Annotated in this window: 22 protein-coding genes; 11 read left to right on the top strand and 11 right to left on the bottom strand. The window is 68.3% G+C overall.

What is annotated here, in order from left to right:
• Window positions 1–56 precede the first annotated feature (56 nt).
• Window positions 57–1,754, top strand: coding sequence for a M14 family zinc carboxypeptidase (locus tag GC106_RS27655; RefSeq protein ID WP_173136590.1), 1,698 nt, complete (start codon window positions 57–59; stop codon window positions 1,752–1,754).
• 170 nt (window positions 1,755–1,924) lie between these two features.
• Window positions 1,925–2,926 carry an ABC transporter substrate-binding protein gene (locus tag GC106_RS27650; protein WP_173136588.1) on the top strand — a complete coding sequence of 334 codons (1,002 nt, stop codon included), beginning with the start codon at window positions 1,925–1,927 and terminating at the stop codon, window positions 2,924–2,926.
• Window positions 2,927–2,929: 3 nt separating this feature from the next.
• Here the strand turns inward: GC106_RS27650 and GC106_RS27645 are convergent, their stop codons facing one another.
• The 6 genes from GC106_RS27645 to GC106_RS27620 form a co-directional block, all read right to left on the bottom strand.
• Window positions 2,930–4,123, bottom strand: coding sequence for an acyl-CoA dehydrogenase family protein (locus GC106_RS27645; protein ID WP_173136586.1), 1,194 nt, complete (start codon window positions 4,121–4,123; stop codon window positions 2,930–2,932).
• 150 nt (window positions 4,124–4,273) lie between these two features.
• A complete protein-coding gene (locus GC106_RS27640) occupies window positions 4,274–4,723 on the bottom strand; it encodes a hypothetical protein (protein WP_173136584.1) in 450 nt (149 codons plus the stop codon).
• Between the two features lie 13 nt (window positions 4,724–4,736).
• Complete coding sequence (gene rfbB, locus GC106_RS27635; RefSeq protein WP_217281032.1) at window positions 4,737–5,744, bottom strand: dTDP-glucose 4,6-dehydratase; 1,008 nt, start codon at window positions 5,742–5,744, stop codon at window positions 4,737–4,739.
• Window positions 5,745–5,770: 26 nt separating this feature from the next.
• Window positions 5,771–6,388, bottom strand: coding sequence for a dTDP-4-dehydrorhamnose 3,5-epimerase family protein (locus tag GC106_RS27630; protein ID WP_173136582.1), 618 nt, complete (start codon window positions 6,386–6,388; stop codon window positions 5,771–5,773).
• A 201-nt stretch (window positions 6,389–6,589) separates the two neighbouring features.
• Window positions 6,590–7,960, bottom strand: a complete 1,371-nt coding sequence (locus GC106_RS27625) for an NDP-hexose 2,3-dehydratase family protein (protein ID WP_312872890.1) — start codon at window positions 7,958–7,960, stop codon at window positions 6,590–6,592.
• A gap of 14 nt (window positions 7,961–7,974) precedes the next feature.
• Window positions 7,975–9,084: a DegT/DnrJ/EryC1/StrS family aminotransferase gene (locus GC106_RS27620; protein WP_173136580.1), complete on the bottom strand. Its 1,110-nt coding sequence runs from the start codon at window positions 9,082–9,084 to the stop codon at window positions 7,975–7,977.
• 450 nt (window positions 9,085–9,534) lie between these two features.
• On the opposite strand from GC106_RS27620, the gene GC106_RS27615 reads away from it, so the two are divergent.
• Complete coding sequence (locus tag GC106_RS27615) at window positions 9,535–10,173, top strand: LmbU family transcriptional regulator (RefSeq protein WP_173136578.1); 639 nt, start codon at window positions 9,535–9,537, stop codon at window positions 10,171–10,173.
• A 63-nt stretch (window positions 10,174–10,236) separates the two neighbouring features.
• Here GC106_RS27615 and GC106_RS27610 read toward each other — a convergent pair whose 3' ends face one another.
• The 5 genes from GC106_RS27610 to GC106_RS27590 form a co-directional block, all read right to left on the bottom strand.
• On the bottom strand, window positions 10,237–11,466 hold the full coding sequence (locus GC106_RS27610; RefSeq protein ID WP_173136576.1) for a class I SAM-dependent methyltransferase: 1,230 nt from the start codon (window positions 11,464–11,466) through the stop codon (window positions 10,237–10,239).
• 114 nt (window positions 11,467–11,580) lie between these two features.
• Window positions 11,581–13,047, bottom strand: a complete 1,467-nt coding sequence (locus GC106_RS27605; RefSeq protein ID WP_173136574.1) for an aromatic amino acid ammonia-lyase — start codon at window positions 13,045–13,047, stop codon at window positions 11,581–11,583.
• Window positions 13,044–14,114, bottom strand: coding sequence for an AMP-binding protein (locus tag GC106_RS27600; protein WP_173136572.1), 1,071 nt, complete (start codon window positions 14,112–14,114; stop codon window positions 13,044–13,046). The genes GC106_RS27605 and GC106_RS27600 overlap by 4 nt, the downstream gene beginning before the upstream one ends.
• Entirely contained in the window at window positions 14,111–14,983 is an 873-nt protein-coding gene (gene rfbA / locus GC106_RS27595) for a glucose-1-phosphate thymidylyltransferase RfbA (RefSeq protein WP_173136570.1), read from the bottom strand. The genes GC106_RS27600 and rfbA overlap by 4 nt, the downstream gene beginning before the upstream one ends.
• Window positions 14,980–16,317, bottom strand: a complete 1,338-nt coding sequence (locus GC106_RS27590) for an activator-dependent family glycosyltransferase (protein ID WP_173136568.1) — start codon at window positions 16,315–16,317, stop codon at window positions 14,980–14,982. The genes rfbA and GC106_RS27590 overlap by 4 nt, the downstream gene beginning before the upstream one ends.
• A gap of 183 nt (window positions 16,318–16,500) precedes the next feature.
• On the opposite strand from GC106_RS27590, the gene GC106_RS27585 reads away from it, so the two are divergent.
• The 8 genes from GC106_RS27585 to GC106_RS27550 all read left to right on the top strand — a co-directional run bounded on the left by GC106_RS27585 (window position 16,501) and on the right by GC106_RS27550 (window position 24,056).
• Window positions 16,501–16,665 carry a hypothetical protein gene (locus tag GC106_RS27585; protein WP_173136566.1) on the top strand — a complete coding sequence of 55 codons (165 nt, stop codon included), beginning with the start codon at window positions 16,501–16,503 and terminating at the stop codon, window positions 16,663–16,665.
• Entirely contained in the window at window positions 16,662–17,675 is a 1,014-nt protein-coding gene (locus tag GC106_RS27580) for a glycoside hydrolase family 113 protein (protein WP_173136564.1), read from the top strand. Before GC106_RS27585 ends, GC106_RS27580 begins: the two co-directional genes overlap by 4 nt.
• Before the next feature lie 236 nt (window positions 17,676–17,911).
• On the top strand, window positions 17,912–18,898 hold the full coding sequence (locus GC106_RS27575; RefSeq protein WP_173136562.1) for an aldo/keto reductase: 987 nt from the start codon (window positions 17,912–17,914) through the stop codon (window positions 18,896–18,898).
• A gap of 150 nt (window positions 18,899–19,048) precedes the next feature.
• Entirely contained in the window at window positions 19,049–19,312 is a 264-nt protein-coding gene (locus tag GC106_RS27570; protein WP_173136560.1) for a hypothetical protein, read from the top strand.
• A gap of 33 nt (window positions 19,313–19,345) precedes the next feature.
• Window positions 19,346–20,365, top strand: a complete 1,020-nt coding sequence (locus GC106_RS27565) for an NAD-dependent epimerase/dehydratase family protein (protein ID WP_173136558.1) — start codon at window positions 19,346–19,348, stop codon at window positions 20,363–20,365.
• 47 nt (window positions 20,366–20,412) lie between these two features.
• Window positions 20,413–21,498, top strand: a complete 1,086-nt coding sequence (locus tag GC106_RS27560; RefSeq protein WP_246366793.1) for a nucleotide disphospho-sugar-binding domain-containing protein — start codon at window positions 20,413–20,415, stop codon at window positions 21,496–21,498.
• A gap of 11 nt (window positions 21,499–21,509) precedes the next feature.
• On the top strand, window positions 21,510–22,793 hold the full coding sequence (locus GC106_RS27555; protein ID WP_173136554.1) for an activator-dependent family glycosyltransferase: 1,284 nt from the start codon (window positions 21,510–21,512) through the stop codon (window positions 22,791–22,793).
• Window positions 22,794–22,805: 12 nt separating this feature from the next.
• Entirely contained in the window at window positions 22,806–24,056 is a 1,251-nt protein-coding gene (locus GC106_RS27550; RefSeq protein ID WP_173136552.1) for an activator-dependent family glycosyltransferase, read from the top strand.
• Window positions 24,057–24,066 lie beyond the last annotated feature (10 nt).

Raw genomic sequence — 24,066 nt, 5'->3', positions numbered from 1 at the left:
CCGGTGGGTGCTGGAAAGTGGTCGGGATCGCCTGTCCCTTGTCCAGGAAGGCTTCGATGAACCGAAACCGATCATGGCTCGCCTTGTTGTGCGCCGCCGCCATGTTTGTGGCGACCGGTCCGGCAGCAGCGACGCCCGACGACCAGATGCGCCTCTACGAGGTGTACGCCCCACTCGGCACCGAGCAGGCCTTGCTCACCGGGGGCTTCGATGTGATGGAGCACCGCGACGGCGACAGCCTTTTCGTGCTGGGTGACTCGGCCACTGGGGTCGCGCTCGAACGGGCCGGGTTCACCGCCACCGTCGATCAGGTGTTGCCCGAGCCGCCCGACCGGTTCGCGGTCACCGCCGACACCTTCTACGGCGGGTACCGCACCACCAACGCCCACTACCAGCACCTGGACCAAGTCGCCCGCGAGCACCCCGACCTCGCCACGGTCGTCGACTACGGCGATTCCTGGCTGAAGACCCAGAACCGAGGAGGACACGACTTACGCGCCATCTGCATCACCCGCAAGGGCCCCGGCGACTGCGCCCTGTCCCCCGACGCACCCAAACCCCGCTTCTTCGTCATGGGCCTGTTGCACTCCCGTGAGCTGACCACCGGCGAGGTCGCCTGGCGCTGGATCGATCACCTCGTCTCCAGCACCGACCCCGAAATCGCGGCGCTGTTGAACACCACCGAGTTCTGGGTCGTGCCCGTCGCCAACCCCGACGGCGTGGACAACGTCCAGCGGGGCGGCGACTCGCCGATCTCCCACCGCAAGAACGGCAACGACACCAACCACCAGGGCACCGTCTGCGGCACGCAGTCCCACAACCACCACGGCGTGGACCTCAACCGCAACACCAGCTCGAACTGGGGCCTGCAGAACGCCACCGACCGGCAGTGCGACCAGAACTACCGGGGCACGGCACCCGAGTCCGAACCGGAAACACAGGCGCTGCAAGCCTTGTGGCGCTCCCTGTACCGTGATCGCCGCGCGGCCGACCCCGCCGGGCCCGCACCCACCGACACCACGGGCCTGGTGCTGTCCCTGCACAGCTACGGCAACTACGTGCTGTTCCCCTGGAGCGGCGGCGCACCCGACCGGCGCACCGGCAACGACGCGGCGCTGCGCAACCTCGCCCAGCAGATGGCCGAGCTGGCCGGGCCCGGCTGGCAGTACGGGCAGTCCGGCCAAGTCCTCTACTCCGCGTCTGGCACCACCGACGACTGGGTCTACGACGAACTCGGTGTCGCCTCCTTCGTATGGGAGCTGGGCTCACCGCCGGAGCAGACGTGCGGCGGCTTCTTCCCCGCCTACTCGTGCCAGGACGGTTTCTTCTGGCCCAAGGCGCTGCCCATGCTGCTGCACGCGGCGCGCAACACCTCCGCCCCCTATAGGCCGGTGCCCGAGCCCACGACCGAGTGCACACGGACCGACGACACAGACACGCCTGTCGTCACCCGCACTCCACCGGTGGTCGTGAACACCACCATCACCGGCTGCGAGGGCAACGCCCGGTCTGCCTCGCGTGTCGAGGTGCACTTCAAAAAGCTGTCGTTCTCCATCATCACCCTGGACCTGATCGCCCCGGACGGCACGGCATACCGCCTCCAGCACCTACGCCAGAGCGCCCTGCCAGATCCTGGCGGTTCCTTCACCGTCGACCTGTCCCGTGAGGTCCGCAACGGCACCTGGCAGCTTCGCGTGGACAACCGTATGTGGCTAGGCGAAGGCGACCTCGACTGGTGGACGCTGACGCTGTAGGTCGACCCACGAGGTTCGCCGCTGGCAGGAGCGCCGCCGTGCAGTACTGGCGGCGCTCCTGCCAGTGCCGGCTGAAGGCGGACACCGGCATGTGATCCCGGCCCGTGTTCAGGTCTTGACCCGCTCTCACCGGAGTTGTTTGGATGACATCTCGGGGAGAGGAGCCCGCGATGCGGCCCATCCGTTCAGCGTGTCTTGCGATCCTTCTTGTTTCGGCGTCAGTCGCCTGCACGAGTGAGCCGCGGACGGCGGGCACCACGGCGAAAGTCACCTACCTCACGTCGTTCAGCACGTTCGGGCGCGACGCGTACGCCTTTGTCGCGCAGGAGAAGGGTTTTTTCACCGAGGCCGGTCTCGACGTGACCATCAACCCCGGCAGCGGCACGGTGGACGTGCTCAAGCTGGTGGGCGGCGGACGGGCGGACTTCGGGGTCGCGGACGCCACCGGCATGATGATCACGCTGGCGAGGGAGAACATCCCGGTGATCGCGGTCGCCGCGGTCCAGCAGCGCACCGTGGCGGCCATCATCGGGCTCGAAGGCGGTCGGATCGCCACGCCTGCGGACCTCGTCGGCAAGAAGGTCGCCGACCCGCCCGGCTCGACGGTCAAGCTGATGTTCCCGTTGTATGCCAAGGCCGCGGGCATCGACCCCGGCAAGGTCGAGTTCGTGCCCTCGGCGCCGCCCGCGCTGCCGCAGTTGCTGGTCTCCGGGCAGGTGGACGCGATCGGCCAGTTCGTCGTCGGCAAGCCGTTGATCGAGGCGGCGGCGTCCGGACGCAAGGCGGTCGTCCTGCCCTACGGCGATCTGCTGCCGGACCTGTACGGCAACATGCTGGTCACCACGACGGACCTGGCCGGCCGGGACCCTGAGCTGGTCCGGCGGTTCCGTGACGCGTTGCTCAAGGGGCTGCGGCACGCCATCGAGCATCCCGGCGAGGCCGGTCAGATCCTCCGCGAGTACCAGCCCACGCAGAACTCCGACGTGGCCTCCGCCGAACTGCGGCTGATGACCGGCTATTCCAGGCCGGACGGGTTCGGCGGCCCGCTCGGCGCGGTCGACGAGAGCCGGATCGGCACGATCATCCAGTTGCTCGAACAGGCACAGGCGATCCCCGCAGGATCGCTGCGGCCCGCCGATCTTGTGAACTTCGGGCTCGTGCCCAAGCCGTGACGCTCACTGCGCCCCGGAGTCCTCTTGAGACACCAGCGTCAGGAATTGCCAACGGGCGTCCTGAGCCAGACCGGCCAGCCACTTGCCGCAGTCCTGCAACACCACCGGGCCGGACGTGATGTGCTGAGTGCCTGCGTTGAGATCACGGTAGTACCGCTGCAGGTCGCCCCGGCGCATCGCGGCGGTGGCGGCCCACTGGTACACGGTCTGGCCGACCGACTGCACGGACCAGGTCGTGTTGTTGAGCATCAACCGCGTCAGAGTCTCCTGCTCGGTGCTCAGTTTCTCGCCGCGGTCCAGCGTCGCCTCGTTGTCGGCCCAGACCTCCATGGCCCACGCGCGCGCCGCGCGGAACTTCGCCTCGGCCTGCGCGAACGCGGCATGGAAGTAGCCGGTGTCCACCGAGGCGTTGTGCGTCCCGGTTTTGGTGGCTGCCAAGGTTTTCATCTCGTCGAGCATCCGCCGTCCGACGCCGAGCGCCCAGCCGGTGTGGCATATCCCGGCCAGGTTCACCAAGCCGAGGCGGTAGTACGCGCCACCATGCAGGTTCTCTGTCGTGGTGGCCTCGTAGACGTGCGTCGCCGGAACGAACACGTCCTGGCACACGTAGTCGATGCTGTGGGTCGCGCGGAGCCCCAGCACATCCCAGTTGTCGACCAGGGTCGCCTGTTTTTTGGGAAAGGTGAACACCAGCGGCCGGCCAGTCTCGGCGCAGAACGCGGCGGTGTGGATGTGGCTGGCCAGCGGGATTCCCGAGGCGAAGCTCCACTGCCCGCTGATTCGGTAGCCGCCGTCGACGCGCACCGCCTCGCCCAGCCGCGTTCCCTGCCCGGCGATCGTGGCGTGCCGGCCGGCGGGCACGTCCGGATAAAGGTCCTCGACGGCCTCCCGGCCGAGGTAGGCGCCAGTGGAGCCGGTGACCATCTGCAGCGCCATGACCGACCAGCCCACGGACGCTTCGTGATACGACAGCCGCTCAATGGTCTGCATCACCTGCGACGGTGAGAACTCGTACCCGCCGAGCTCGCGAGGGATGCTGATCTTCACGACCTCCGTCGCGTCCAGTGCCCGCACCATCTTCTCGGTGTGCTGGCGCAACGTCTCGCTCTCGTCCGCCTCACCACGCAGGATGGGCGCGACGTCCTCGATCCGGCGGGCAATGGTGTCGTATTCGGCACTGACATGCAGCTGTCCCATACGAACTCCCGAGATGCGACACGACAACGCCCCAGCATAGGGCTACGCGCAACCCGTCGCGAACGCTCAGGAATCGCGCACAGGCGTGCCACGCCGACGAGGGCCGACGGCCGGGGTCCGCCAGGGGGTGCCAGCGGGATGTGCGGGCCGTTATCCCTGTTGACCGGTGTGGAACGACAGGCCCGCTTTCTCGCACACGACGATTCCCGTGCCCTCGTCACCGGAGTCGGCAGCACATGTCCAGCCCTGGATGGTCACCACCTCGTCTTCCTCCGGCTGGGCTCGGTAGAACTCGGTGATGACGGCGATCGCCTCGGCGCAGCCGGCCAGGCCTGCCTCGGTCCGTTCGGCGATCACGTCGACCTGCGCCTGACCGGCCGGGCCGACCTTGCCTCCGCCGGCCGCGCTGCAGTTGACCTCCGCCGCGGGCGCGGCCTGCGGCGACGACGGCGGAGGCGACGAGGACGACGGCGAGGACGGCGGAACGGTCGTGGTGACCGTCGGCGACGTGGGTGGCGGAGGAGCGGCGGTGCTGGCGCCGGAACACGCTGGAACCAGCGTGACGAGGGCCAGCACCGCGCCGACGGTCAAGCCACGCATAGCGTTGTCTCCCTCAAGACTTCGTGGCCCAAGCGCTCTCGTTGACCGGGCTGCGGTCCCGCAAAGGCTCCCACCACGCCCGGTTGTCGGCGTACCAGCGGATCGTCTCCCTGATGCCGGTGTCGAAGCTGACCTGCGGCTGCCAGCCCAGCTCACGGCGGATCTTGGTGGAGTCGAGCAGGTAGCGCCGGTCGTGACCGGGACGGTCGGGCACGGTCGTCTTCAACGAGCCGGGCAGGCCGAGTTCGTCCAGCACCAGGTCGGCGATCTGCTCGACGCTGGCTTCGAGCCCGGTGCCGACGTGGTAGGTCTCGCCGATCCTGCCGCGCCGCAGCACCGCGTCGATCGCACGGCAGTGGTCGACCGCGTGGATCCACTCCCTGCGGTTGTGCTTGGAGGCGTAGACCGGCAGCGGTTCGCCGTCCAGGGCCTGCGTGGTGAACAGCGGCAGGACGTTCTCCGGGAACTGGTTCGGCCCGTAGTTGTTGGCGCAGTTGGTGATCGTCACCGGCAAGCCGAAGGTCTCGTAGTACGAACGCACAGCGTGGTCGGCGCCCGCCTTGCTGGCGTTGTACGGCGTGCGCGGCCGGTAGGGCGATTCCTCGGTGAACGCCTCGTCGGCGTTCAGCGGCAGGTCGCCGTAGACCTCGCAGGTGGAGATGTGGTGCACCCGCTTGACGCCGGTACGCAGGCAGGACTCCAGCAGCGACTGCGTGCCCAGCACGTTGGTACGGAAGAACCGGGCGGGGTCCAGCACGGCCAGGCTGTTGTGCGACTCGGCCGCGAAATTGACCACGGTCTCGATCCCGTGGTCGGTCAGCGCGCGCTCGACGGCGACGCTGTCGGCGATGTCCGCATGCACGAAGGTGATCTGCTCGCGGATGTCGGTCAGGTTGGTCTCGGTTCCCCGGTAGGTCAACGCGTCCAGCGCGACCACGGTGTCGGCGGGATGTTCCCGCAGCCAGTAGCGGGTGAAGTGCGAGCCGATGAAACCGGCCGCACCGGTGACGAGCAAACGCATCAGGGGCACCTTTCGAGAGATCGGGATCAGGCCGGCCGGGAGTTGACCAACGGGCTCGCCTCGATCCGCAGACACGTGGCGTAGTCCGGTAACAGGCCGCGCGCGTTGGCCTCGGCCAGCCTCGGCGCGTTCAGGTCACGGTCGGACAGCACGGGGTCGATGTCGTGCGGGATCGGCAGGCTGAGGTCGGGGTCGAGGACCGACAGCGCCAGTTCGTTCTCCGGCACATAGCTCTGCGACAGCAGGTAGGACATCACGGACTTGTCCTCGAGCGCCACGAACGCGTGACCGACGCCCAACGGCATATAGGTGGAGCGGTAGGACTCCGGGTCGAGGATGACCGCATCCCACTTCCCGTACGTCGGCGAGCCGACGCGGATGTCGACGACGATGTCGAGCACCCTGCCCCGCGTGCAGTAGACGTACTTCGCCGTTCCGGGCGGGGTGGTCGTGTAGTGGATGCCGCGTACCACCCCGCGCCGCGACATGCTGATGTTGGTCTGTGTCACGGCGAACAGCGGTTTGCCGACCGCGTCGACGAAGGCGGCCTCCTGATACGGCGACACGAAGTGGCCGCGGTCGTCGGCGAAGATCCTCGGCGAGAACTCGACCGCGCCTTCGACGGCCAGTTTCCGTGCCTGCATCAGGGTTTCCCTCCTAGGTCGTGTTTCGAATGTCCCGGTCGATGAGAGTCGGGATCGGGGCGGTTCCTGGCGTCGCCGCGGGATCGCCGCGAATACTGGTTGTCTTTGGGCGGTCCCGCGGTGGCGTCAGGGGCCGCATCCGGCCCGGCTATCGCGATCGGGCATTTGAAACACGGCCTAGGTCGCGCATCCGGGTCCAAGTCACCACAAGCTGTGCACGCAGGCGAGCAGGCTGCGCGCTTCGATGTTGAGGTAGTGGCCGTGCCGCAACAGGTCCATCAGCTGCCGCACGGTCAGCCAGCAGAAGTTCGGCGGCACGTCGACGGGGAACTCGTCGCCGACCTCCACCACGCGGTAACGGGTGAGCGCGTTGAGGAACCGGCCGCCTTCCTCGGAAAGCACGGTGTCGTAACGGATCCGCCCGACCTCACCGGTCGCGACGCCCTTGACGAACGGGTCGTCGACGTCGGCGGGGTCCCGGCCTGGCAGCAGCTGCACGGTCGGACCCATCTCGACCAGGTCCAGCAGCCCGATCTCCGGGCGTGCCTGGACGAGCACGTGCAGCACGTCGTTGATCGAGCGAGTCACGAAGATCGCCAGGCCTTGGCCGCGCGGCTCGAGCAGCGGCTGGGTCCACGCGGCGACCTCGCGGTTGCCCGCCTCGACCCGCACCCCGATGATACGGAAGTCCCGCCCGGCGTCGTCGGCGATCTCGTACTCGGTGCGTGACCAGTTGCGCACCTCGCCGACCGGGATCAGGCGGACACTCCAGTCGCACATGGTCTTCGCCTCGGTGAACCAGCTCAACACGGCACCGGACGTGTGCAACGCCTTGTCCGACAGATAAGAGCGGGTGAGCGCGTCGGCGAAGGACGTCCCCTTGGACTGCACGGCCTCGTCAGGCTGCGCGAAAGGCATGCAGGACAACACAGTCCGGGCGTCCATGTTCACCAGGTTGTCCACCCGCATCAGCTCGCGGACCAGGTGCAGTGGCAGCCAGCGGTAGTCGTCGTTGATCGGGACGTCCTCGGTGATCCTGACGACCACGTTGCGGTTTCGCTTGCGCCAGAACCACGCGCCCTGTTCCGACTGCAGGACGTCGACGAGGACCTCGCCGCGGTCCGGCCCGATGAACAGGTCGAGGTACCGGGTGGTCGCGCCGCGGTGCACCTGCGTGTAGTTGCTGCGGGTGGCCTGCACGGTCGGCGAGAGCTGCAACGTGTTGACGTTGCCCGGTTCCATCTTGGCCTGCATCAGGCAGTGCAGCACCCCGCCGAACTCCTTGACCACGATGCCGAGCAGGCCGATCTCCGGCTGGTTGATGATCGGCTGCCAGTCGACCGCCCCGCCGCCGACCTCGACCTGCAGCCCCTCGATGGTGAAGAACCGGCCGCTGTCGTGCCCGAGGTTGCCGGTCGCCTCATCGAAGTGCCAGGTGTCCAGTTCGGCGAACGGGATCCTGGTCACCTCGAACCGGCCGGCGCGGTGGCGGCCCGCCCACCACTGGTCGAACTCCGCGATTGTCGTCAGCACGCCGTCCCCGGTCACCGGCGCGGCACTCGTGGAAGTCACGGCAAGTCCCTTCGTCAGAGGGTGGCAAGGACTTCGCGCAGCGCGTCGATGACCTTGTCCTGCGCGCCGCGGGTCAGCGACGGGTACATGGGCAGCGAGAAGATCTCGCCGGCCAGCCGTTCGGTGACCGGCAGCGTGCCGGGCTCGACGCCGAGGTGCGCGAAGCCCTTCTGGACGTGCACCGGCCACGGGTAGCTGATGTTGAGGTGGACGTCGTGCTCGCGCAGCGCCGCGATGATCCTGTCGCGCTGCGGGTGGCGGACGACGTAGACGTAGTACACGTGGTCGTTGCCCGGCGCGGTCACCGGGAGCACGAGGTCGGTGTCCGACAAGGCTTCCACGTAACGGTCGGCGATCGCGCGGCGACCGGCGAGGTACTCGGGCAGCCGGGTCAGCTTGCGGCGCAGGATCTCCGCCTGTACCTCGTCGAGCCTGCTGTTGTAGCCCGGCGTCTGCACGACGTGGTAGACGTCCTCCATGCCGTAGTAGCGCAGCCTGCGGAGGTTGGCGTCCACCTCGGGGTCGCTGGTGACCGCTGCTCCACCGTCGCCGTAGGCGCCGAGAACCTTGGTGGGATAGAAGGAGAACGCCGAGACGAGCCCCATCGAGCCCGCGATCCGGCCGTGGTGCGTGGCGCCGTGCGCCTGCGCGCAGTCTTCCAGGACGCGCAGGCCGTGCTTGGCCGCGACGGCCTCCAGCGGCGCCATGTCGACGCACTGCCCGTACAGGTGCACTGGCAGCAGGCATTTGGTGCGTTCGGTGATCGCGGCTTCGATCTGGTCGACGCGCATCAGGTACGTGTCCTCGTGCACGTCGACGAAGACCGGTGTGGCGCCGACGGCATCGATCGCGATCACCGTGGGGGCAGCGGTGTTCGAGACGGTGATGACTTCGTCGCCGGCGCCCACACCGATCGCGCGCAGGGCCAGCACGATCGCGTTGGTCCCGTTGTCGACGCCCACGCAGTGCGCGGCCCCGTGGTAGTCGGCGAACTCCCGCTCGAACCCGGCGACGCTCGGCCCGAGCACGAGCTTGCCCGAGCGGAAGACCTCGTCCACCGCAGCGAGGAGGTCGGCCCGCTCGCTTTCATATTCGTCCAGATAACCCCAGACATATTGAGTCATGGTCGACGTCATCCTCCAGCACGCATGGGATCACAATTCGAATGGGCGACATCACGACCGGCAACCGCCAACGGACAGACGCATCAACGTTGGATTCCGGCGATTCCGCGCTCCTCAGGAAAACTACTCACCTGGCGAGCGGCAGTCAATTTCCATTCCGAGCCGACAGCCGCCGATTCATTCTTCGGCCCGGTCCGGCCGCCCGGCCGCGCCGCGTCGCCGGTCCGGCGGGCGCGGCCGTCCCGCTGGCGGGACGGCAGGCAACACCGAGTCGCCGCCAGTTGTCACCGAACCCGCAGGTGTCCGGTTCCCCGTGACTGACCTGCGTTGTCCGCGAGTGCCAACACTGGCAACATGGCGTCCGGGGACAACAGCCGCGAGGGGGGCGCGTGATGCGGCTCGGCGCGGAGCCACCGGGGGAGAAAGAACTGGGGAACAAAGCCAATGCCAATGAGCGAAGGCGCTGCCGGACGCACTGGGGACAAGCCGGAACAGCGTGGACCGTCACGGTCGTCGACATCGTCGCTCGGCACCGCACTGACAATGCGGACCTGCCTCGCGCTGCCCGCGAGAATGCCGCTCGATGAATGGCGGAGAATAGGCCGTCAGATCTTCACCATCTCGGACTCGTCGGCCTGGTGGCTGGGCGATTGGCTGATCTACGGGCAAACGGAGTACTCGGACCGCTACAAGCGGGCGATCGAAGAGACCGGTCTGGACTACCAGACGTTGCGCAACTATGCGTGGGTCGCGCGGAAGTTCCCGCGCGAGCGCAGGCGTGAGTCGCTGACCTTCCAGCACCACGCCGAAGTGGCGAGCCTGCCGGAGGCCGAGCAGGACGACTGGATGGACCGCGCGGAGAAACACAACTGGTCACGCAACGAGCTGCGCAACCGCGTGAAGGCCAGCCGCCGTGCCGGCCAGGACGGGACAGCGCGGAACGGGACTCCCCTGCCGGGCACCCGGCTACAGGTCACCATCATCCCCGACCAGCAGCAACGCTGGCAGGACGCCGCGGCGACGGTCGACCAGGATCTGCTGACGTGGATCGTCGCCGTGCTCGACGAGGCGGCCGCCGCGCGGGAGTGATTCGGGGATCTGCCAACGAACTGGCCGGGGTGGCATGCCACCCCGGCCTTGGTGTTCGTCTGATCAGGACACGTGCACACTGGGCACGTACTGGATCCACCGGCCGCCCGCGTCCCGGAAATCCTGTTCCTTGGCCATGATTTCCTCGGCGTGGTTCCACGCGAACAGCACCGCGTAGTCCGGGTAGCGGGCCGCGAACTCGGTCGGCGGCTTGACCGGGATGTGCGAGCCGGGCGTGACCCTGCCCTGCTTGGTGGAGCTGGTGTCCGAGATGAACTCGATCAGGTCGGGGCCGATCCCGCAGAAGTTGAGCACCGTGGCGCTCTTGGCCGTCGCGCCGTAGCCGACCACCCGGTGGCCCTTGTCCTTCAGCTCACGCAGCAAGCTGACCAGGTCGTCGCGGATCTGGCGGACGTTGGCACCGAACGACTCCAGCGTCGCGAAGTCGGTCAGCTTCTGCTCCTGCTCGGCCGCGATCAGCTCGGCCACCGCCGCGCTCGGCGTGCGGGCACCCGCCAGCGCGAGCGTGTAGCGGACTTCGCCGCCGTGCACCGGAATCCGCTCGACGTCGACCAGTTCCAGGCCGTGCAGCTTCGCCATCTCCCGCACCGACTGCGCGGTGAAGAAGAAGAAATGCTCGTCGTAGATCTGGTCGAACGAGTTGCGGCGGACGATGTCGGCGAAGTACGGGTCCTCGAAGACGAAAACGCCCTTCGGGGCGAGCAGATTCACCACGCCGCGCAGAATCGAGCCCATGTACGGGATATGGCAGAGCGTGTTCGCGGCGTAGATGACGTCCGCCGGGCCCTGCTCGGCCCGGATTTCCGAGGCGACCTTCTCCTCGAAGAAGTCCTTGCGCACGGTGATGCCCTTGGCAGCGGCGAGATCCGCGACGCCACCGGACGGCTCGACGCCCAGATGCCGGATTCCCGCGTCGGCCAGCGCCTTGAGCATGATCCCGTCATTGCAGCCGAGCTCGACGATGAACGGGTCCGGCCCGGTCAGCTCGGTGGTGCGGAACCGCTCGGCGAGTTTGCCGAAGTGCTCGCGCATGAACGACGAACCCGAGGACAGGTACGGGTAGTCCTCGTGGAACATCTCCTCGCGCGGGACCTCCTCCATCAGCTGCACCATCGAGCACGACGTGCAGATCCCGGTGGCCAGCCGGAAGAAGAACTCGTTGTCCCCGGCCCTCGCCGGCTCGGCGAACGCGTCGGACAACGGCTGCCGCCCGAAGTCGAAGAACTCCTGGACGATTCCGTCGCAAATACGGCATTGGGATGTGACCGGCATATCAAATCTCCTCGAGAAGTTGCCGAACCGGTTACCGGACAAGAAGTTACCGAATCCATCGGCTCCACAGCGTCGTCCGTACGGAATTCGGTACGACGAATTTCCTGGTGAAAATCACGGCCGGAACAATTGTCCGGCCGCTTCGGCCAGCAGATCACGGGCGGCCCTGACCTCACCTGCCAGCGGCCGGTCGGCCGCCAGCGGAGGACTGATCCGCGCGAGCGCGGCCCACAACTCGTCCCGCGGCTGCTCGCCCACCATCGACGCGAGCTGCGCGGCGCCGACCGCGAGTGAACCGGCCACCAGCCAGGCCAGATCCAGCGCGTCGGCCACCGAATTGGCGCCGTTGAGCGCCATCGGGACGTGGTCCTGGTTCCAGCCGTTGGTCGGCAACGACGTCAGCGACGCCGGGTACACCAACTGCCTGATTCTGGACACGAACGAGGTCGCGCTGATCTGCACCCCCGCCAGGCCGCAGCCACGTCCCGGGCGCGGGGTGAGCATGGGCGGCAGTCCGCCGTTGGTGCCGGGGTCGCAGATCAGGGCCAGCTGTCGTTCCGCCAGGTAGGCGGCTTGGTGCAGGGCCAGCCCGATCTGGTCGGAGGCGAGGCCGACCGGCATCGCGTGGAAGTTGCCGCCGTGCAGCACCTCCGTTTCGTAGGTAAGCGGGTTGTCCGTACAGCCGAACGCCTCGTTCAGCAGGACGTTGCCCGCCGAGTCGAGCTGGTCGAGTACCGCGCCGAGCACTTGCGGCGCGCACCGCAGGCTGTACGGCTCCTGCAGCGGCCGTGCCGGGTCCCTGGCCGTGTCCGGCGGCAGCGACTCACGCAACCAGCGCGCCACAGTGGACTGTCCAGGTTGGCCACGAGCGACCGCGACACCCGGGTGGTAGTGCTCCCTGTTGGCGCGCAACAGGAAGACAATACGGGCCGTCAGCAGGGTGACCGCGCGTACGAGCCGTGTCGCCGACTGCTGGTTCACGATCGCGACGGCGAGGCTGGCACCGGTCCCGTTGACGAACGCCAACGCCTCCCGGACCGGCCATTCGACGGGTTCGGCCGACAGTGCCGCGAGCGTTTCGGCGGCGGGGCGCAGTGTCCATTCGTTCTCGACCCGCACCCACGCGTCGCCGTGACCGGCGTACGCGAGAGCCGCATGTGCCAGCGGTTGCAGGTCGCCGCTCGCGCTGACCGTGCCGTCGCGGGGAATCGCCGGGGTGAACCCGCGATTCCACAGGTCCGCGAGCACGTGCCAGAACTCCGGCGACACCGCCGAATACCCCTTGCGCATGCTCACCAGCCGCAGCCACACGATCAACCGGCAGACGTCCGGGTCCAGTGGGCGGCCCTGGCCACTGCCCAGGTGGGCGATCAGGCTCGTGCCCTGCTCGGCCTCGGACGCCGCGGTGAACTCCACAAGCGGCCCGAAGCCCTGGGTGAGGCCGTAGATCCGCACTCCGGCGGCCAGTGCCTTGTCCACGGTCGCGGTGCTCTCGGCCATCCGGTCGATGTCGTCCGGACCGCAGTCGGGCAGCACGGCGTCCCAGCCTGCCTGCCGCACCAGCGAAGCCAGTCCGCTCATGACACGGCTCGCCGGAGTTTGCCCGTCTCGGTCCGGTCGATCCGATCGACCACGTGCACACGCCTCGGCCGCAACCCCAGCACGTCGACAACCGGGCTGAGGTCGTGCCGGCCGCCGTCGGGCGGGACTATCAGCAACTCCAGGTGTTCGCCGGTCATGGCGTCCGCGCTGGGCACGAGCGCCAGGTCGGCACACCGGACCACCGCGCGCAGTGCCACTTCCAGCTCGTCGAGGTTCAACCGTCGCCCGTTGACCTTCACCAACCGGCTCCGCCTGCCGGTGAACCGGAACCGCCGGTCGCCGACCGGCTCGACGAAGTCGTCCAGCTGCCGGCTCCGTGCATTCCCGGCCAGCCGAGGGCCGCGCACCACCAGCGGGTGCTCACCCGGCCCGGGGAAATCGACTGTGACGTCGTCGAACAGCTGCCACGGCGGGTTTCCACCACGCCACCACCGATACGCCACGCCCCCCGTCTCCGTGGCCCCGAAGACCTCGACGATGCGCGCCTGCTCCGCGCTCGCCAGGAAGTCCCCGGCGGTGGCGGGCAGCAGCGCGGTGCTGTGCAACACCGTCAGGTCGGCCAGCGAACGCACCCAGTCCGGATGTTCCAGCAGGAGCCGGAAGATCCACGGCACCGCAACGACGACCACGCGCCGGCCGGCCACCGGGGGCAGGGAACCGAAGAACCCCGGCCGGTACCAGGCCTCGGCACCCAGCCGGGCCGGCACGAGCACGCTGGCCAGCGCACCGAACAAGTGCCTCGGCGGCGCGAAGGACACCACCGCGTCCGGCCGATGGGGACGCAGCAGATCCGCCAGCAGGCCTGCTTCCGCCCACAACTGCTCGCGTGTGCGTGGCCATTCCTGGCTGGGACCGGTGGACCCGGACGTGCGCGTCACCACCGTCTCCGGCAGCAAGTCGCGCACCAGGTCCGCGGCGCCGGATGTCCACTGTGTACGCCACGGCCGGTCGGTGATCGCGTCGAACCCGGCTGACAGCAGCTCATCCGGTGGTATCGCGGGGAATCCTCTGGTCCCCGCAGATGTCTCGCTGGCGGGACGGCTCATGCCGCCGACCGCGCCACAGTCATGACGTAGCGCCCGTACTGCGAATTGGTCATCCTTTCGCCGAGCGAGTAGCACTCGTCGGCGTTGATGAAGCCCATCCGCAACGCGATCTCCTCCAGGCACGCCACCCGCACGCCTTGCCTGTTCTCCAGCACGTGCACGTACTGGCTCGCTTCCAGCAGCGACTCGTGCGTCCCGGCGTCCAGCCAGGTGAAGCCGCGGCCGAGGCGGACCAGGCGGGCCCGGCCCGCACGCAGGTACTCCTTGTTGACGTCGGTGATCTCCAGCTCGCCGCGGGCGGACGGCGTGAGGCCCTTGGCGATCTCGACGACGTCGGAGTCGTAGAAGTACAGCCCGGTGATCGCGTTGTCCGAGCGCGGCTGCTTCGGTTTCTCCTCAAGGGAGACGAGGTTCCCGCGCTCGTCGAGCTCGCCGATGCCGTAGCGCTCCGGATCGGAGACCGGGTAGCCGAACAGCGTGGCGCCGTCGAGGTTCTTGCGGGTGTCCCGCAACAGGCCGGGGAACCCGGTCCCGTGGAAGATGTTGTCTCCCAGGATGAGCGCGGAGTCCTCACCGCCGATGTGGTCCGCGCCGATCAGGAACGCCTCGGCGATGCCGTTGGGCTCGGGCTGGACGGCGTAGGTGATGTTCATCCCGAGGTGCGTGCCGTCGCCGAGCAACGACCGCATCGCGGGCACGCTCGTGGGCGTCGAGATGATCAGCACGTCCCGGATGTCGGCGAGCATCAGCACCGACAACGGGTAGTAGACCATCGGCTTGTCGTAGACGGGCAGCAGTTGCTTCGAGGTCGCGGCGGTCAGCGGGTAGAGCCGGGTCCCGCTTCCGCCTGCGAGGATGATTCCCTTCATGATGATCCGTTTCCGTGAAGTGCGGCGACTTGCCGGACAGCTGGGCTGGGGTGACGGCGATAGCCGTCGGTGAGTTCTTCCAGGTATGCCACCAGATCCGCCGGTGACGGCATGGCGGTCATCTCGGCGGTCAGCGGCTGCACCGCCTGCCGGAACGACGGTTCGGTCAACAGCCGGAGCACTCCGGCACGCACCTGCTCGCCGGTCGCCTCCGCCATGTGCACCGAGAGCCCCGCGCCCTGTTGCTCGACTCGTCGTGCGAGCAGCGGTTCGTCGAACCGTTCCGGCAGTGACATCGGCGGCACGCCGTAGAACAGGGTGGTGCACAACGTGTTGAACCCCGCGTGGTGGATGGCCGCCGAGCAGCCGGGCAGCAGCGCATGCAGCGGCACGGACGGAACGACCCTGGTGTTCTCCGGGATCTGCCGGAGCTTGTCTTGTTCCCGTTCGGCCACTGTGGCCACGATCTCGATGTCCAGGTCCGCCAACGAGTCCAGCACGTCCTGGACGCTGACGCCGTATCCGCCGAAGCTCTCCGCGGCGGACACACCCAGGGTCAGCGCGACTCGTGGCCGTTTCGGCTGCTCCCACAACCACTTTGGCACGGTGGCCACGCCGTTGTACGGCACGTATCCCATCCGCACGTAGTGCACGTGATCGGCTGTCATCCGCAGCGGGCCGGGCAGCTGGTCGATCGTGAAGTCCCCAGTGACCAGGGTTTCGGTGAAGTCGTGGCCGTACGGCTCGATCAGCCCGGCGAGCCACTCCCCCAGCGCGTCGGGTCGTCCCGCTCGCAGGTCGAGCAACCGGGCCCGGGTGACGGCGAAAATGTCGGCGCCCCACAGCATCCTGGCGTGCGCGGCGCCGGACACCTCGGCCGCGATCGCCGCCGCGTAGCTGTTGGGCTCCCAGATGACCAGGTCCGGCCGCCAGTGCCGGGCGAAGTCGACCAGGTCGGCGACCATGGTGTTGTTGACGATCCGGTACCAGGACCGCACCAGGTTGTCGTAGGCCGGCGCCAGGTCGTCCACCGTCAGCTGTTCCGGCGCGCGCTCGGCCTGGTCGAACGGCAGCACCTTGGCCTCACGGACGGACTTGTACACCGCCGGGTTGGACTCCGCGTACCGCTTGGTCAGAAACCGGTTGGCGGTACGCCACAGCGTGTGGTCCTGGCCGACGGACACCGCCGTCAGGCCGGCGCTGGTGATGACGTCGGCCAGCTCAGGCTGGCTGGCCACCCTGACCTCGTGGCCCGCGTTACGCAACGCCCACGCCAGCGGCACCATCGCCTGGAAATGCGTTTTCACCGCATATGTGGCGAACAGAACCCGCATCGAATTCCTCTCCGCATCGGACGGCCTGGCACGACGGCCGGAGCACAACAAGGGATTTGCCGCCGTGGACAGTTCACCGAGGGTAGTCAGCCCGGCACGCCACGACGTAGGATGATGTTCACCGCTCTCCGCAATCTATTACGCGGATCGAGCAATGACAACCACGTGAAATGAGGCATCGGCATGTCCTTTGACCTGCGGCAGGAGGGCGGGCGCGCGGAACGAAGGGAGACGTTCTTCGCGACCTACCTCGAGCCCATGGTGAACGAGGCGAAAGCTATCGGCATACCTATGACGGACGTGTTCGAACGTATTATTCAGCACCTGTCGAACGAGGATACACAATGAGCCTTGTCCACCGGGGCATCAATTATCGAATCGAGTCCGACTACTGGTACACGGACGGCGCGGACATCGTACGGCAAGACCTTATCGCCATTCGCGACGAGTTGTATTGCAACGCGGTGAACATCTACGGCCGCGATGTGCGGCAGCTGGCCGAAGCCGCCCGTGTCGCGCTCGAACTCGGCCTCGAAGTCTGGCTGCAACCCCGGCTGCCCGACGCGGCACCCGCCGAAGTGCTCGCCCACCTGGGCGAAGCCGCGCACGCCGCCGAGCAGCTGCGGCGGGAACACCCGGCGATCGTGCTCAACGTGGGCTGCGAGTACTCGCTCTACACCGACGGGATCATTCCCGGCCGCACCGCGGCGGACAAGGGATTCCCGCTGGAGTCACCCCGCTGGTGGGCACTGCTCCCGCTGTTCAACAGGCGGCTGAACGTGTTTCTCGGACAGGCAGCGGCGACCGCCCGCGCGGGTTTCCACGGCCGGATCACGTACGCGTCGGGTTTCTGGGAGAAAGTCGACTGGACCGCGTTCGACATCGTCGGCGTGAACTACTACCGGCACCGGCACAACCGCGTCGGATACCGCGCGGAACTGCGCCGTCAGCACCGGCACGGCAAGCCCGTCGTCATTCTGGAATTCGGCTGCGGGAGCTATGTGGGCGCGGACGACGACGGACCGGCGACACACGGGATCGTCGATTGGCGCACCGACCCGCCGCGGGTGCGCCCCGGATTCACCAGAGACGAGGGCACACAGGCCAGGTATCTGGCCGAACTGCTCGGGATCTACCGCGATGAAGACGTCGACGGCGCGTTCGTGTTCGAGTTCGTCGACCGCACCCGGCTGCATTCCGGCCGGGCGGCGCGGGACCTCGACATGGCCGGATACGCGATCACGAAGGTGACCCAGCGAAGCGGCCAGCGGTGGGCACCCAAGGCGGCCTTCCACGAAATCGCGCGGATCTACGCCGCGCGGCCGCAGAGCGAGCCGTCCCGCCAGCGGGACGGCTGAGCGCCCGCCGGGAAGCGGGACATGCGGGCTCGTGTGGTGGCACGGCTTGCCGTGATATCAACGAGCCCGTAATGGCACGGACATTCTCCGGCGGGTTTCCCGGTTGAATTGTTGCGAGCATCCGGCCGGCTGGGACATCATTCGGGGCAGCACCGGCTCTTGTGGTCGGGTTCGCACCGCTGAGCCGCATTCACGAGGTGCACCTCCATCCCCATTCGATAGATGTGCAGGTACCCATGCGGAAAACTCTGATCGCCGAACGGCTCAAAATGGGCCGGGTCGGCCTCGGCTGTATGACCATGTCCGGTGGATACGCGCCGGAGAATCGCGACGACGCCGAGTCGGTCCGCGTCATTCACCGCGCCATCGAGCTGGGCATCACGCTTTTCGACACCGCGGACGTCTACGGCCCGTTCAGCAACGAACGACTGCTCGGCCAGGCGCTGAAGGGACGCCGCGACTCGGCTGTCATCGCCACCAAATGCGGGCTGGTCGCGGGCCCGGACGGCATGCTGAGCCGCAACGGGCGGCCCGAGCACATCCGCACCGCGTGCGAGGGCTCGCTGCGCAGGCTACAGACCGACGTCATCGACCTCTACCAGCTGCACCGGGTGGACCCCGCCGTCCCGCTCGAGGAGACGTGGGGCGCCATGGCCGAACTGGTCACCGAGGGCAAAGTGCGGGCGCTGGGCATCTCCCACGCCACAGTGGACGAACTGAGCGCGGTGCACGCGATCTTCCCGATGGCCGCCGTGCAGTACGAACTGTCCATCTGGGCGGCGGACAACCGGGCCGACGTCCTGCCGTGGTGCCGGGAGAACGACGTGGACTACGTGGCCTTCTCGCCGCTGGGCCGCGGTTACCTGTCGGGCAACGTGGCCGGCGGTCTCGGCGCGGAGGACTCCCGGTCGCGTGACCCGCGGTTCACCGCGGACGCCATGGCGGCCAACGAGATCATCGTGAAGGGCGTGCGGTCGGTCGCCGACCGGCTCGGCGCGACGCCCGCCCAGGTGGCGATCGCCTGGACGCTCGCGCAGGACGAGCGGGTGGTCGCGCTGCCGGGTACGCGGCGGCTGCGCTGGCTGCAGGAGGACTTCGCCGCGCTCAACCTCCGGCTCAGCCGCGAGGATCTGCGCGAACTGGACGCCTTACCGGCGACGACCGGCCGGATGAACTGGGACCGCTGGCGCATGACCGGCGATTCGCCGGCCGGTGACCGCTAATCGGTGGGCGTTTTCGCCATATGATTCGTCTCGCCGGCGGGACCGACGTTCCCCGCGGATTCACGGCGACGACGTTCTGCTCGCCGGTCAACACACAAGGCTCCGCAGTCCTTGTCGTGCCGACAACCTGACAGGAAAGGCGCATGCCCGATGAACGAAACGCTCGACAAAGGCGCCGTGACCGAGACCGTCGCGGCCACCGCCCGGATGATCTGCGCCGAGCAGCCCGATGTGCCGGAGCCGAATTCCGTCGCCGACCTCGACTCGTTCTCGATGGTCCAGATCATTCTCGAGCTGGAGAACATCTACCACGTCCGGCTGCTCGAGTCGCTGGAGGAGTTCGACGGCGCCGAATTCAGCGAACTGGCCGACATCATCGTGGAAAGCGCCGCACGCAGTCAGAACATGGGATGAACCCGGCCCCACGATCCACACCTAGGAGAATGCGTGAGCAGCAACTCGTCCCGGCGGTCGGTCGTCGTGCTCGGCGCCTCTGGCCTGCTCGGCACCGCGGTCACCAGGGAACTGGCCGGACTGCCCATCGAACTGCGCGTGGTCGGGCGCAGGCTGACCAACGTCCCTGAGCGGCCGGTCGCCGACGTCGAAGTCCGGACCGCCGACCTCACCGAGCCGCACGAACTCGCCCGCGCGGTCGCCGGCGCGGACGCGATCATCCACCTCGTCGCGCACATCGCGGGCCCGGCCACGTGGCGGGTGAGTGCGGGCGACGCGGTGGCCGAGCGCGTGAACCTCGGTCTCGTGCACGACCTGATCTCGGTGCTGCGGGCCCAGCGCCGAGCGACGCCGCCGGTGGTCCTGTTCGCCGGTTCCATGTCGCAGGTCGGGCACCCGACCGGCGGCCGGATCGACGGCACCGAGCCGGACAACCCGCTGACCACGTACGACCGTCAGAAGCAGGCCGCGGAGAACGCGCTCAAGGCCGCCACGGCCGAAGGTGTCCTGCGGGGCGTCACGCTCCGCCTGGCGACACTGTTCAGCCAGGGCACGGATTCCATCGCGCTGGACCGGGGTGTGGTCAGCGCGATGGCCCGCCGCGCGTGGGCGGGTGAGCCGCTGACGATGTGGCACGACGGCACGGTGAAACGCGATCTGCTGTGCGTGGACGACGCGGCGGCCGCGTTCGCGGACGCGCTCGACCACGCGGACAGGTTGGCCGGCGGGCACTGGCTGGTCGGCACCGGCCTGGCCACGTCGATCGCCGACCTGTTCCGCAGCATCGCCGAAGCGATGTCCGCCGCGACCGGCAAGCCACCGGTGCCGGTGATCTCCACCCAACCGGCCGAGCAGTCGCTGCAGACCGACCAGCTCGACTTCGTGCTCGACCCGGGCCCGTTCGAGCGAGCGACCGGCTGGCGGGCACGGATTCCGTTGGCGGAGGCCTTGAAGCGCACCGCCGTGGCCATCGCCGACCACGCGGAGCGCACACACGCGGCCACCTCCGCGTGATGCGCGTCCTGTTCACGAGCTGTCCGGACGAAAGCGCCTTTCCCTCCATGGTTCCGCTGGCCCAGGCGCTGGACGCCGCCGGGCACGAGGTGCGGGTGGCCTGCCGGCCCCGGTTCGCCGACGTGGTCACCCAAGCCGGGCTCACCGCCGTCCCGGTCGGCCGCGATCACGACGTGTGGCAGGCATTCGGTGTGGAGCCCGGCGAACGCGCGGCACTGCGGGCCGCGATGTTGGAGCCGTACGACGTGGTGGGCCAGGACGAGCGGTACATCACGTGGGAATACCTGCGGTCCGGGTACGAGTACCACGTCACCTGGTGGCACAAGATGGACAACCTGCCGGTGATCTCGCAGCTCGTGGCACACGCCCAGGACTGGCGGCCCGACTTGGTGATCTGGGAGCCGACGAGCTACGCCGGACCTGTCGCCGCGAAGGCTGTCGGCGCCGCGCACGCCCGTCTGCTGTCCAGTCTGGACATTCACGGCGTGACCCGCGGGCACTTCCTCAGGCTGGGGCAACGGCGGCAGGACGACCCGCTCGCCGAGTGGCTGTCCGGCTACGCCACCAAGTACGGCACCAGCTTCAGCGAGGACATGGTGACCGGTCAGCTCACTATCGACCAGCTGCCCGGTTCCCTGCGGCTCGACACGGGACTGCCCAGCCTGCCGATGCGCCACACCCCGTGGCGGGAAACGTCCCAGCGGTTCGGCCGGCAACGCGTCGCAGTGGTGATGGACATCGAGCCGACCGTCCGGTTCGGCGGCTACCGGCTCACCGTCGACGAGATCACCGCCGCCGTGGCGCAGCCGGATTCCGGCGAGTGCGCCGCGGTCGTGCACGACGGCGACCTCGCCACGTTCCTCGACGCGGTCCGCCACGGCCTACCGCAGCTGGTCCTGCCGGTGTACGTCGACCAGCCGCCGCTGGCCGACCGGATCGTGGAATGCGGTGCGGGGCTGCACATCCACCCGCACACGGTGACCGCGGCGGCCGTCCGGGACAGTGTTTCCCGGCTGCTGCACGAACCGTCCTTTCGCGACAGTGCGGCGAAGCTCCGCGACGAGATGCTGACCATGCCCGCTCCCGCCGAGGTCGTCCCGCGCCTCGAAGAGCTCGCGGCCACACACCGCTGAGGAGACACGACGTGCGCGTGCTGTTCGTCACCTACCCGGAAAAGACGATCTTCCAGTACCTGGTGCCGCTGGCCTGGGCGCTGCGCACCGCCGGGCACGACGTCCGCGTCGCCAGCCAGCCCCGCTTCGCCGGCGTGATCACCCAGGCCGGGCTCACCGCCGTCCCGGTCGGCGGTGACCGGGAGATCTGGCGTGTCGCCGAGGGCAAACCGGAGCAGGTCGAGGCGTCGCGTGCGGGCCTGCCCCCGCCGTACGACGTGGCCGACGCACCGGAGAAAGCCAGCTGGGACTACCTGCGTGACGGCTACCGGACGCAGGTCACCTGGTGGCACCGGATGAAGAACTTCCCGATGATCGCCCAGCTGGTCACGTACGCCCGGCACTGGCGGCCGGACCTGATCCTCTGGGAACCCACCAGCTACGCCGGATCGATCGCCGCGAAGGCCATCGGCGCGACCCACGGCCGTCTGATGTACTGCCTGGACATCTACGGCGTCACCCGCGACCACTACCTGCGCCTGAAAGACGGGCAAGAGGACCGGGAAGATCCGCTCGCCGAGTGGCTGTCCGGCTACGCCACCAAGTACGGCACCAGCTTCAGCGAGGACATGATCACCGGCCACTTCACCATCGACCAGTTGCCGGAGTCGTTGCGGATCACCGCGGATCTGGACTACCTCCCGATGCGGTACGTCCCGTACGGCGGGCCTGCCACCGTTCCGGCCTGGCTGCGGACAGCACCGGCCAGGCCGAGGGTGGCGTTCACCCTCGGGCTGACCGCCACCGAGCGGTTCGGCGGCTACACCGTGGACGTCCAGGATGTGTTCGACGCCCTGGCCGACCTGGACATCGAACTGGTGGCCACGCTGACCGACAAGGCGAAGCAGAACCTCAGCAGGATTCCGCCGAACACCCGGGTCATCCCGTACGTGCCGCTGCACGACCTCGCCGCGACGTGCAGTGCCGTGATCCACCACGCCGGCGCGGCCACATTGGCCACCACCAGCCTGCACGCCGTGCCCCAGCTGTCCATTCCGTACCACTTCGACCAGCCCGCGCTGGCGCGCAAGCTCACCGAGCAGGGCGCCGGGCTGGACATCCACTCGACCATGGCCACCGGCGCGGACGTCCGGCGGGACCTGCTCCGGCTGCTCGGCGAGCCGCGGTTCCGGGCAGGGGCGCGGCGGCTGCGTGACGAAGTGCTCGCCATGCCCACGCCGAACGAGATCGTCCCGCGGCTGGAAAGCCTCGTGGCACACCACCGCATCGCACACCGCCGCATCGCACAACACTGAAGGAGACACGACGTGCGCGTGCTGTTCGCGACCTGCCCGGACAAGAGCACCTTCCAGTACCTGGTGCCGCTGGCCTGGGCGCTGCGCACCGCCGGGCACGACGTCCGCGTCGCCAGCCAGCCCCGCTTCGCCGGCGTGATCACCCAGGCCGGGCTCACCGCCGTCCCGGTCGGCCGGGACAGCGACATCCACCGTGCGCTGGAAAACGCGCCAGGCGAACAGGTTTCCGCCCGCGCCGGGCTCCCCCGGCCCTATGACGCGGCGATCGACCCCTCGCTGGCCACACCGGAGCACCTGCGGGCGGGGTACGACCACCACGTCACGTGGTGGCACAAGATGGACAACCTGCCGTTGATCTCCCAGCTGGTCGCGTACGCCCGGCACTGGCGGCCGGACCTGATCGTCTGGGAGCCGCGGACGTTCGCCGGATCGATCGCCGCGAAGGCCATCGGCGCCGCGCACGCCCGGATGCTGTGGAGCATGGACGTTTTCGGCGTCACGCGGCAGCTGTACCGGCAACTCGACGCACCGGGACCGGATCCGTTGGCCGAGTGGCTCACCCGCCACGCCCGCGAGTACGGCGCGGACTTCAGCGAGGACATGGTCACCGGTCAGTTCACCATCGACCAGTTGCCCGTTTCGCTTCGCATCGCGGCCGATCTGCAGTACGTTCCGATGCGTCACACTCCTTACGGCGGACCGGCGACTGTCCCGTCCTGGCTGCGAACACCGCCACGCAAGCCGCGCGTCGCACTGACCCTCGGCCTGACCGCCACGGAGAAGTTCGCCGGTTACACCGTCGACATAGGACAAATACTGGACGCGCTCGGCCACCTGCGCATCGAGCTCGTCGCGACCCTGACCGACAAGACCCGAGCCGCACTGCCCCGGATTCCCAAGAACACCAAGATCGTGCCGTACGTGCCACTACAGGACCTGGCCGCGACCTGCACCGCGGTCATCCACCACGCCGGTGCGGCCACGATGGCCACCACAAGCCTGCACGGCATACCGCAACTGTCCATTCCGTACCACTTCGACCAACCCGCCCTCGCCACCCGGTTCGCCGAACACGGTGCCGGCCTCGCCATCGACTCGGCGCGAGCCACCGGCCCAGCCGTCCGGGAAGCCGTGCTCGCGCTGCTGAACGAGCCACACTTCCGCGCCAACGCCCAGAAGATCCGCGACGAGATGCTCGCCATGCCTTCCCCCAACGAGATCGTCCCGCGACTCGAGGAGCTCACCGCCGCACACCAAAGCTAAGGAGCAAGCC

It is taken from the genome of Kibdelosporangium persicum (assembly GCF_013280595.1).
In the GTDB taxonomy this organism is placed as follows: domain Bacteria; phylum Actinomycetota; class Actinomycetes; order Mycobacteriales; family Pseudonocardiaceae; genus Kibdelosporangium; species Kibdelosporangium persicum.
This window is presented reverse-complemented; position numbering and strand designations above follow the sequence as displayed.

Excerpts from the sequence above, each read along its gene's own strand:
- GC106_RS27655 (WP_173136590.1), top strand. The coding sequence starts at position 57 with ATGAACCGAAACCGATCATGGCTCGCCTTGTTGTGCGCCGCCGCCATG.
- GC106_RS27650 (WP_173136588.1), top strand. The coding sequence starts at position 1,925 with ATGCGGCCCATCCGTTCAGCGTGTCTTGCGATCCTTCTTGTTTCGGCG.
- GC106_RS27645 (WP_173136586.1), bottom strand. The coding sequence starts at position 4,123 with ATGGGACAGCTGCATGTCAGTGCCGAATACGACACCATTGCCCGCCGG.
- GC106_RS27640 (WP_173136584.1), bottom strand. The coding sequence starts at position 4,723 with ATGCGTGGCTTGACCGTCGGCGCGGTGCTGGCCCTCGTCACGCTGGTT.
- rfbB (WP_217281032.1), bottom strand. The coding sequence starts at position 5,744 with ATGCGTTTGCTCGTCACCGGTGCGGCCGGTTTCATCGGCTCGCACTTC.
- GC106_RS27630 (WP_173136582.1), bottom strand. The coding sequence starts at position 6,388 with ATGCAGGCACGGAAACTGGCCGTCGAAGGCGCGGTCGAGTTCTCGCCG.
- GC106_RS27620 (WP_173136580.1), bottom strand. The coding sequence starts at position 9,084 with ATGACTCAATATGTCTGGGGTTATCTGGACGAATATGAAAGCGAGCGG.
- GC106_RS27615 (WP_173136578.1), top strand. The coding sequence starts at position 9,535 with ATGAGCGAAGGCGCTGCCGGACGCACTGGGGACAAGCCGGAACAGCGT.
- GC106_RS27610 (WP_173136576.1), bottom strand. The coding sequence starts at position 11,466 with ATGCCGGTCACATCCCAATGCCGTATTTGCGACGGAATCGTCCAGGAG.
- GC106_RS27605 (WP_173136574.1), bottom strand. The coding sequence starts at position 13,047 with ATGAGCGGACTGGCTTCGCTGGTGCGGCAGGCAGGCTGGGACGCCGTG.
- GC106_RS27600 (WP_173136572.1), bottom strand. The coding sequence starts at position 14,114 with ATGAGCCGTCCCGCCAGCGAGACATCTGCGGGGACCAGAGGATTCCCC.
- rfbA (WP_173136570.1), bottom strand. The coding sequence starts at position 14,983 with ATGAAGGGAATCATCCTCGCAGGCGGAAGCGGGACCCGGCTCTACCCG.
- GC106_RS27590 (WP_173136568.1), bottom strand. The coding sequence starts at position 16,317 with ATGCGGGTTCTGTTCGCCACATATGCGGTGAAAACGCATTTCCAGGCG.
- GC106_RS27585 (WP_173136566.1), top strand. The coding sequence starts at position 16,501 with ATGTCCTTTGACCTGCGGCAGGAGGGCGGGCGCGCGGAACGAAGGGAG.
- GC106_RS27580 (WP_173136564.1), top strand. The coding sequence starts at position 16,662 with ATGAGCCTTGTCCACCGGGGCATCAATTATCGAATCGAGTCCGACTAC.
- GC106_RS27575 (WP_173136562.1), top strand. The coding sequence starts at position 17,912 with ATGCGGAAAACTCTGATCGCCGAACGGCTCAAAATGGGCCGGGTCGGC.
- GC106_RS27570 (WP_173136560.1), top strand. The coding sequence starts at position 19,049 with ATGAACGAAACGCTCGACAAAGGCGCCGTGACCGAGACCGTCGCGGCC.
- GC106_RS27560 (WP_246366793.1), top strand. The coding sequence starts at position 20,413 with ATGGTTCCGCTGGCCCAGGCGCTGGACGCCGCCGGGCACGAGGTGCGG.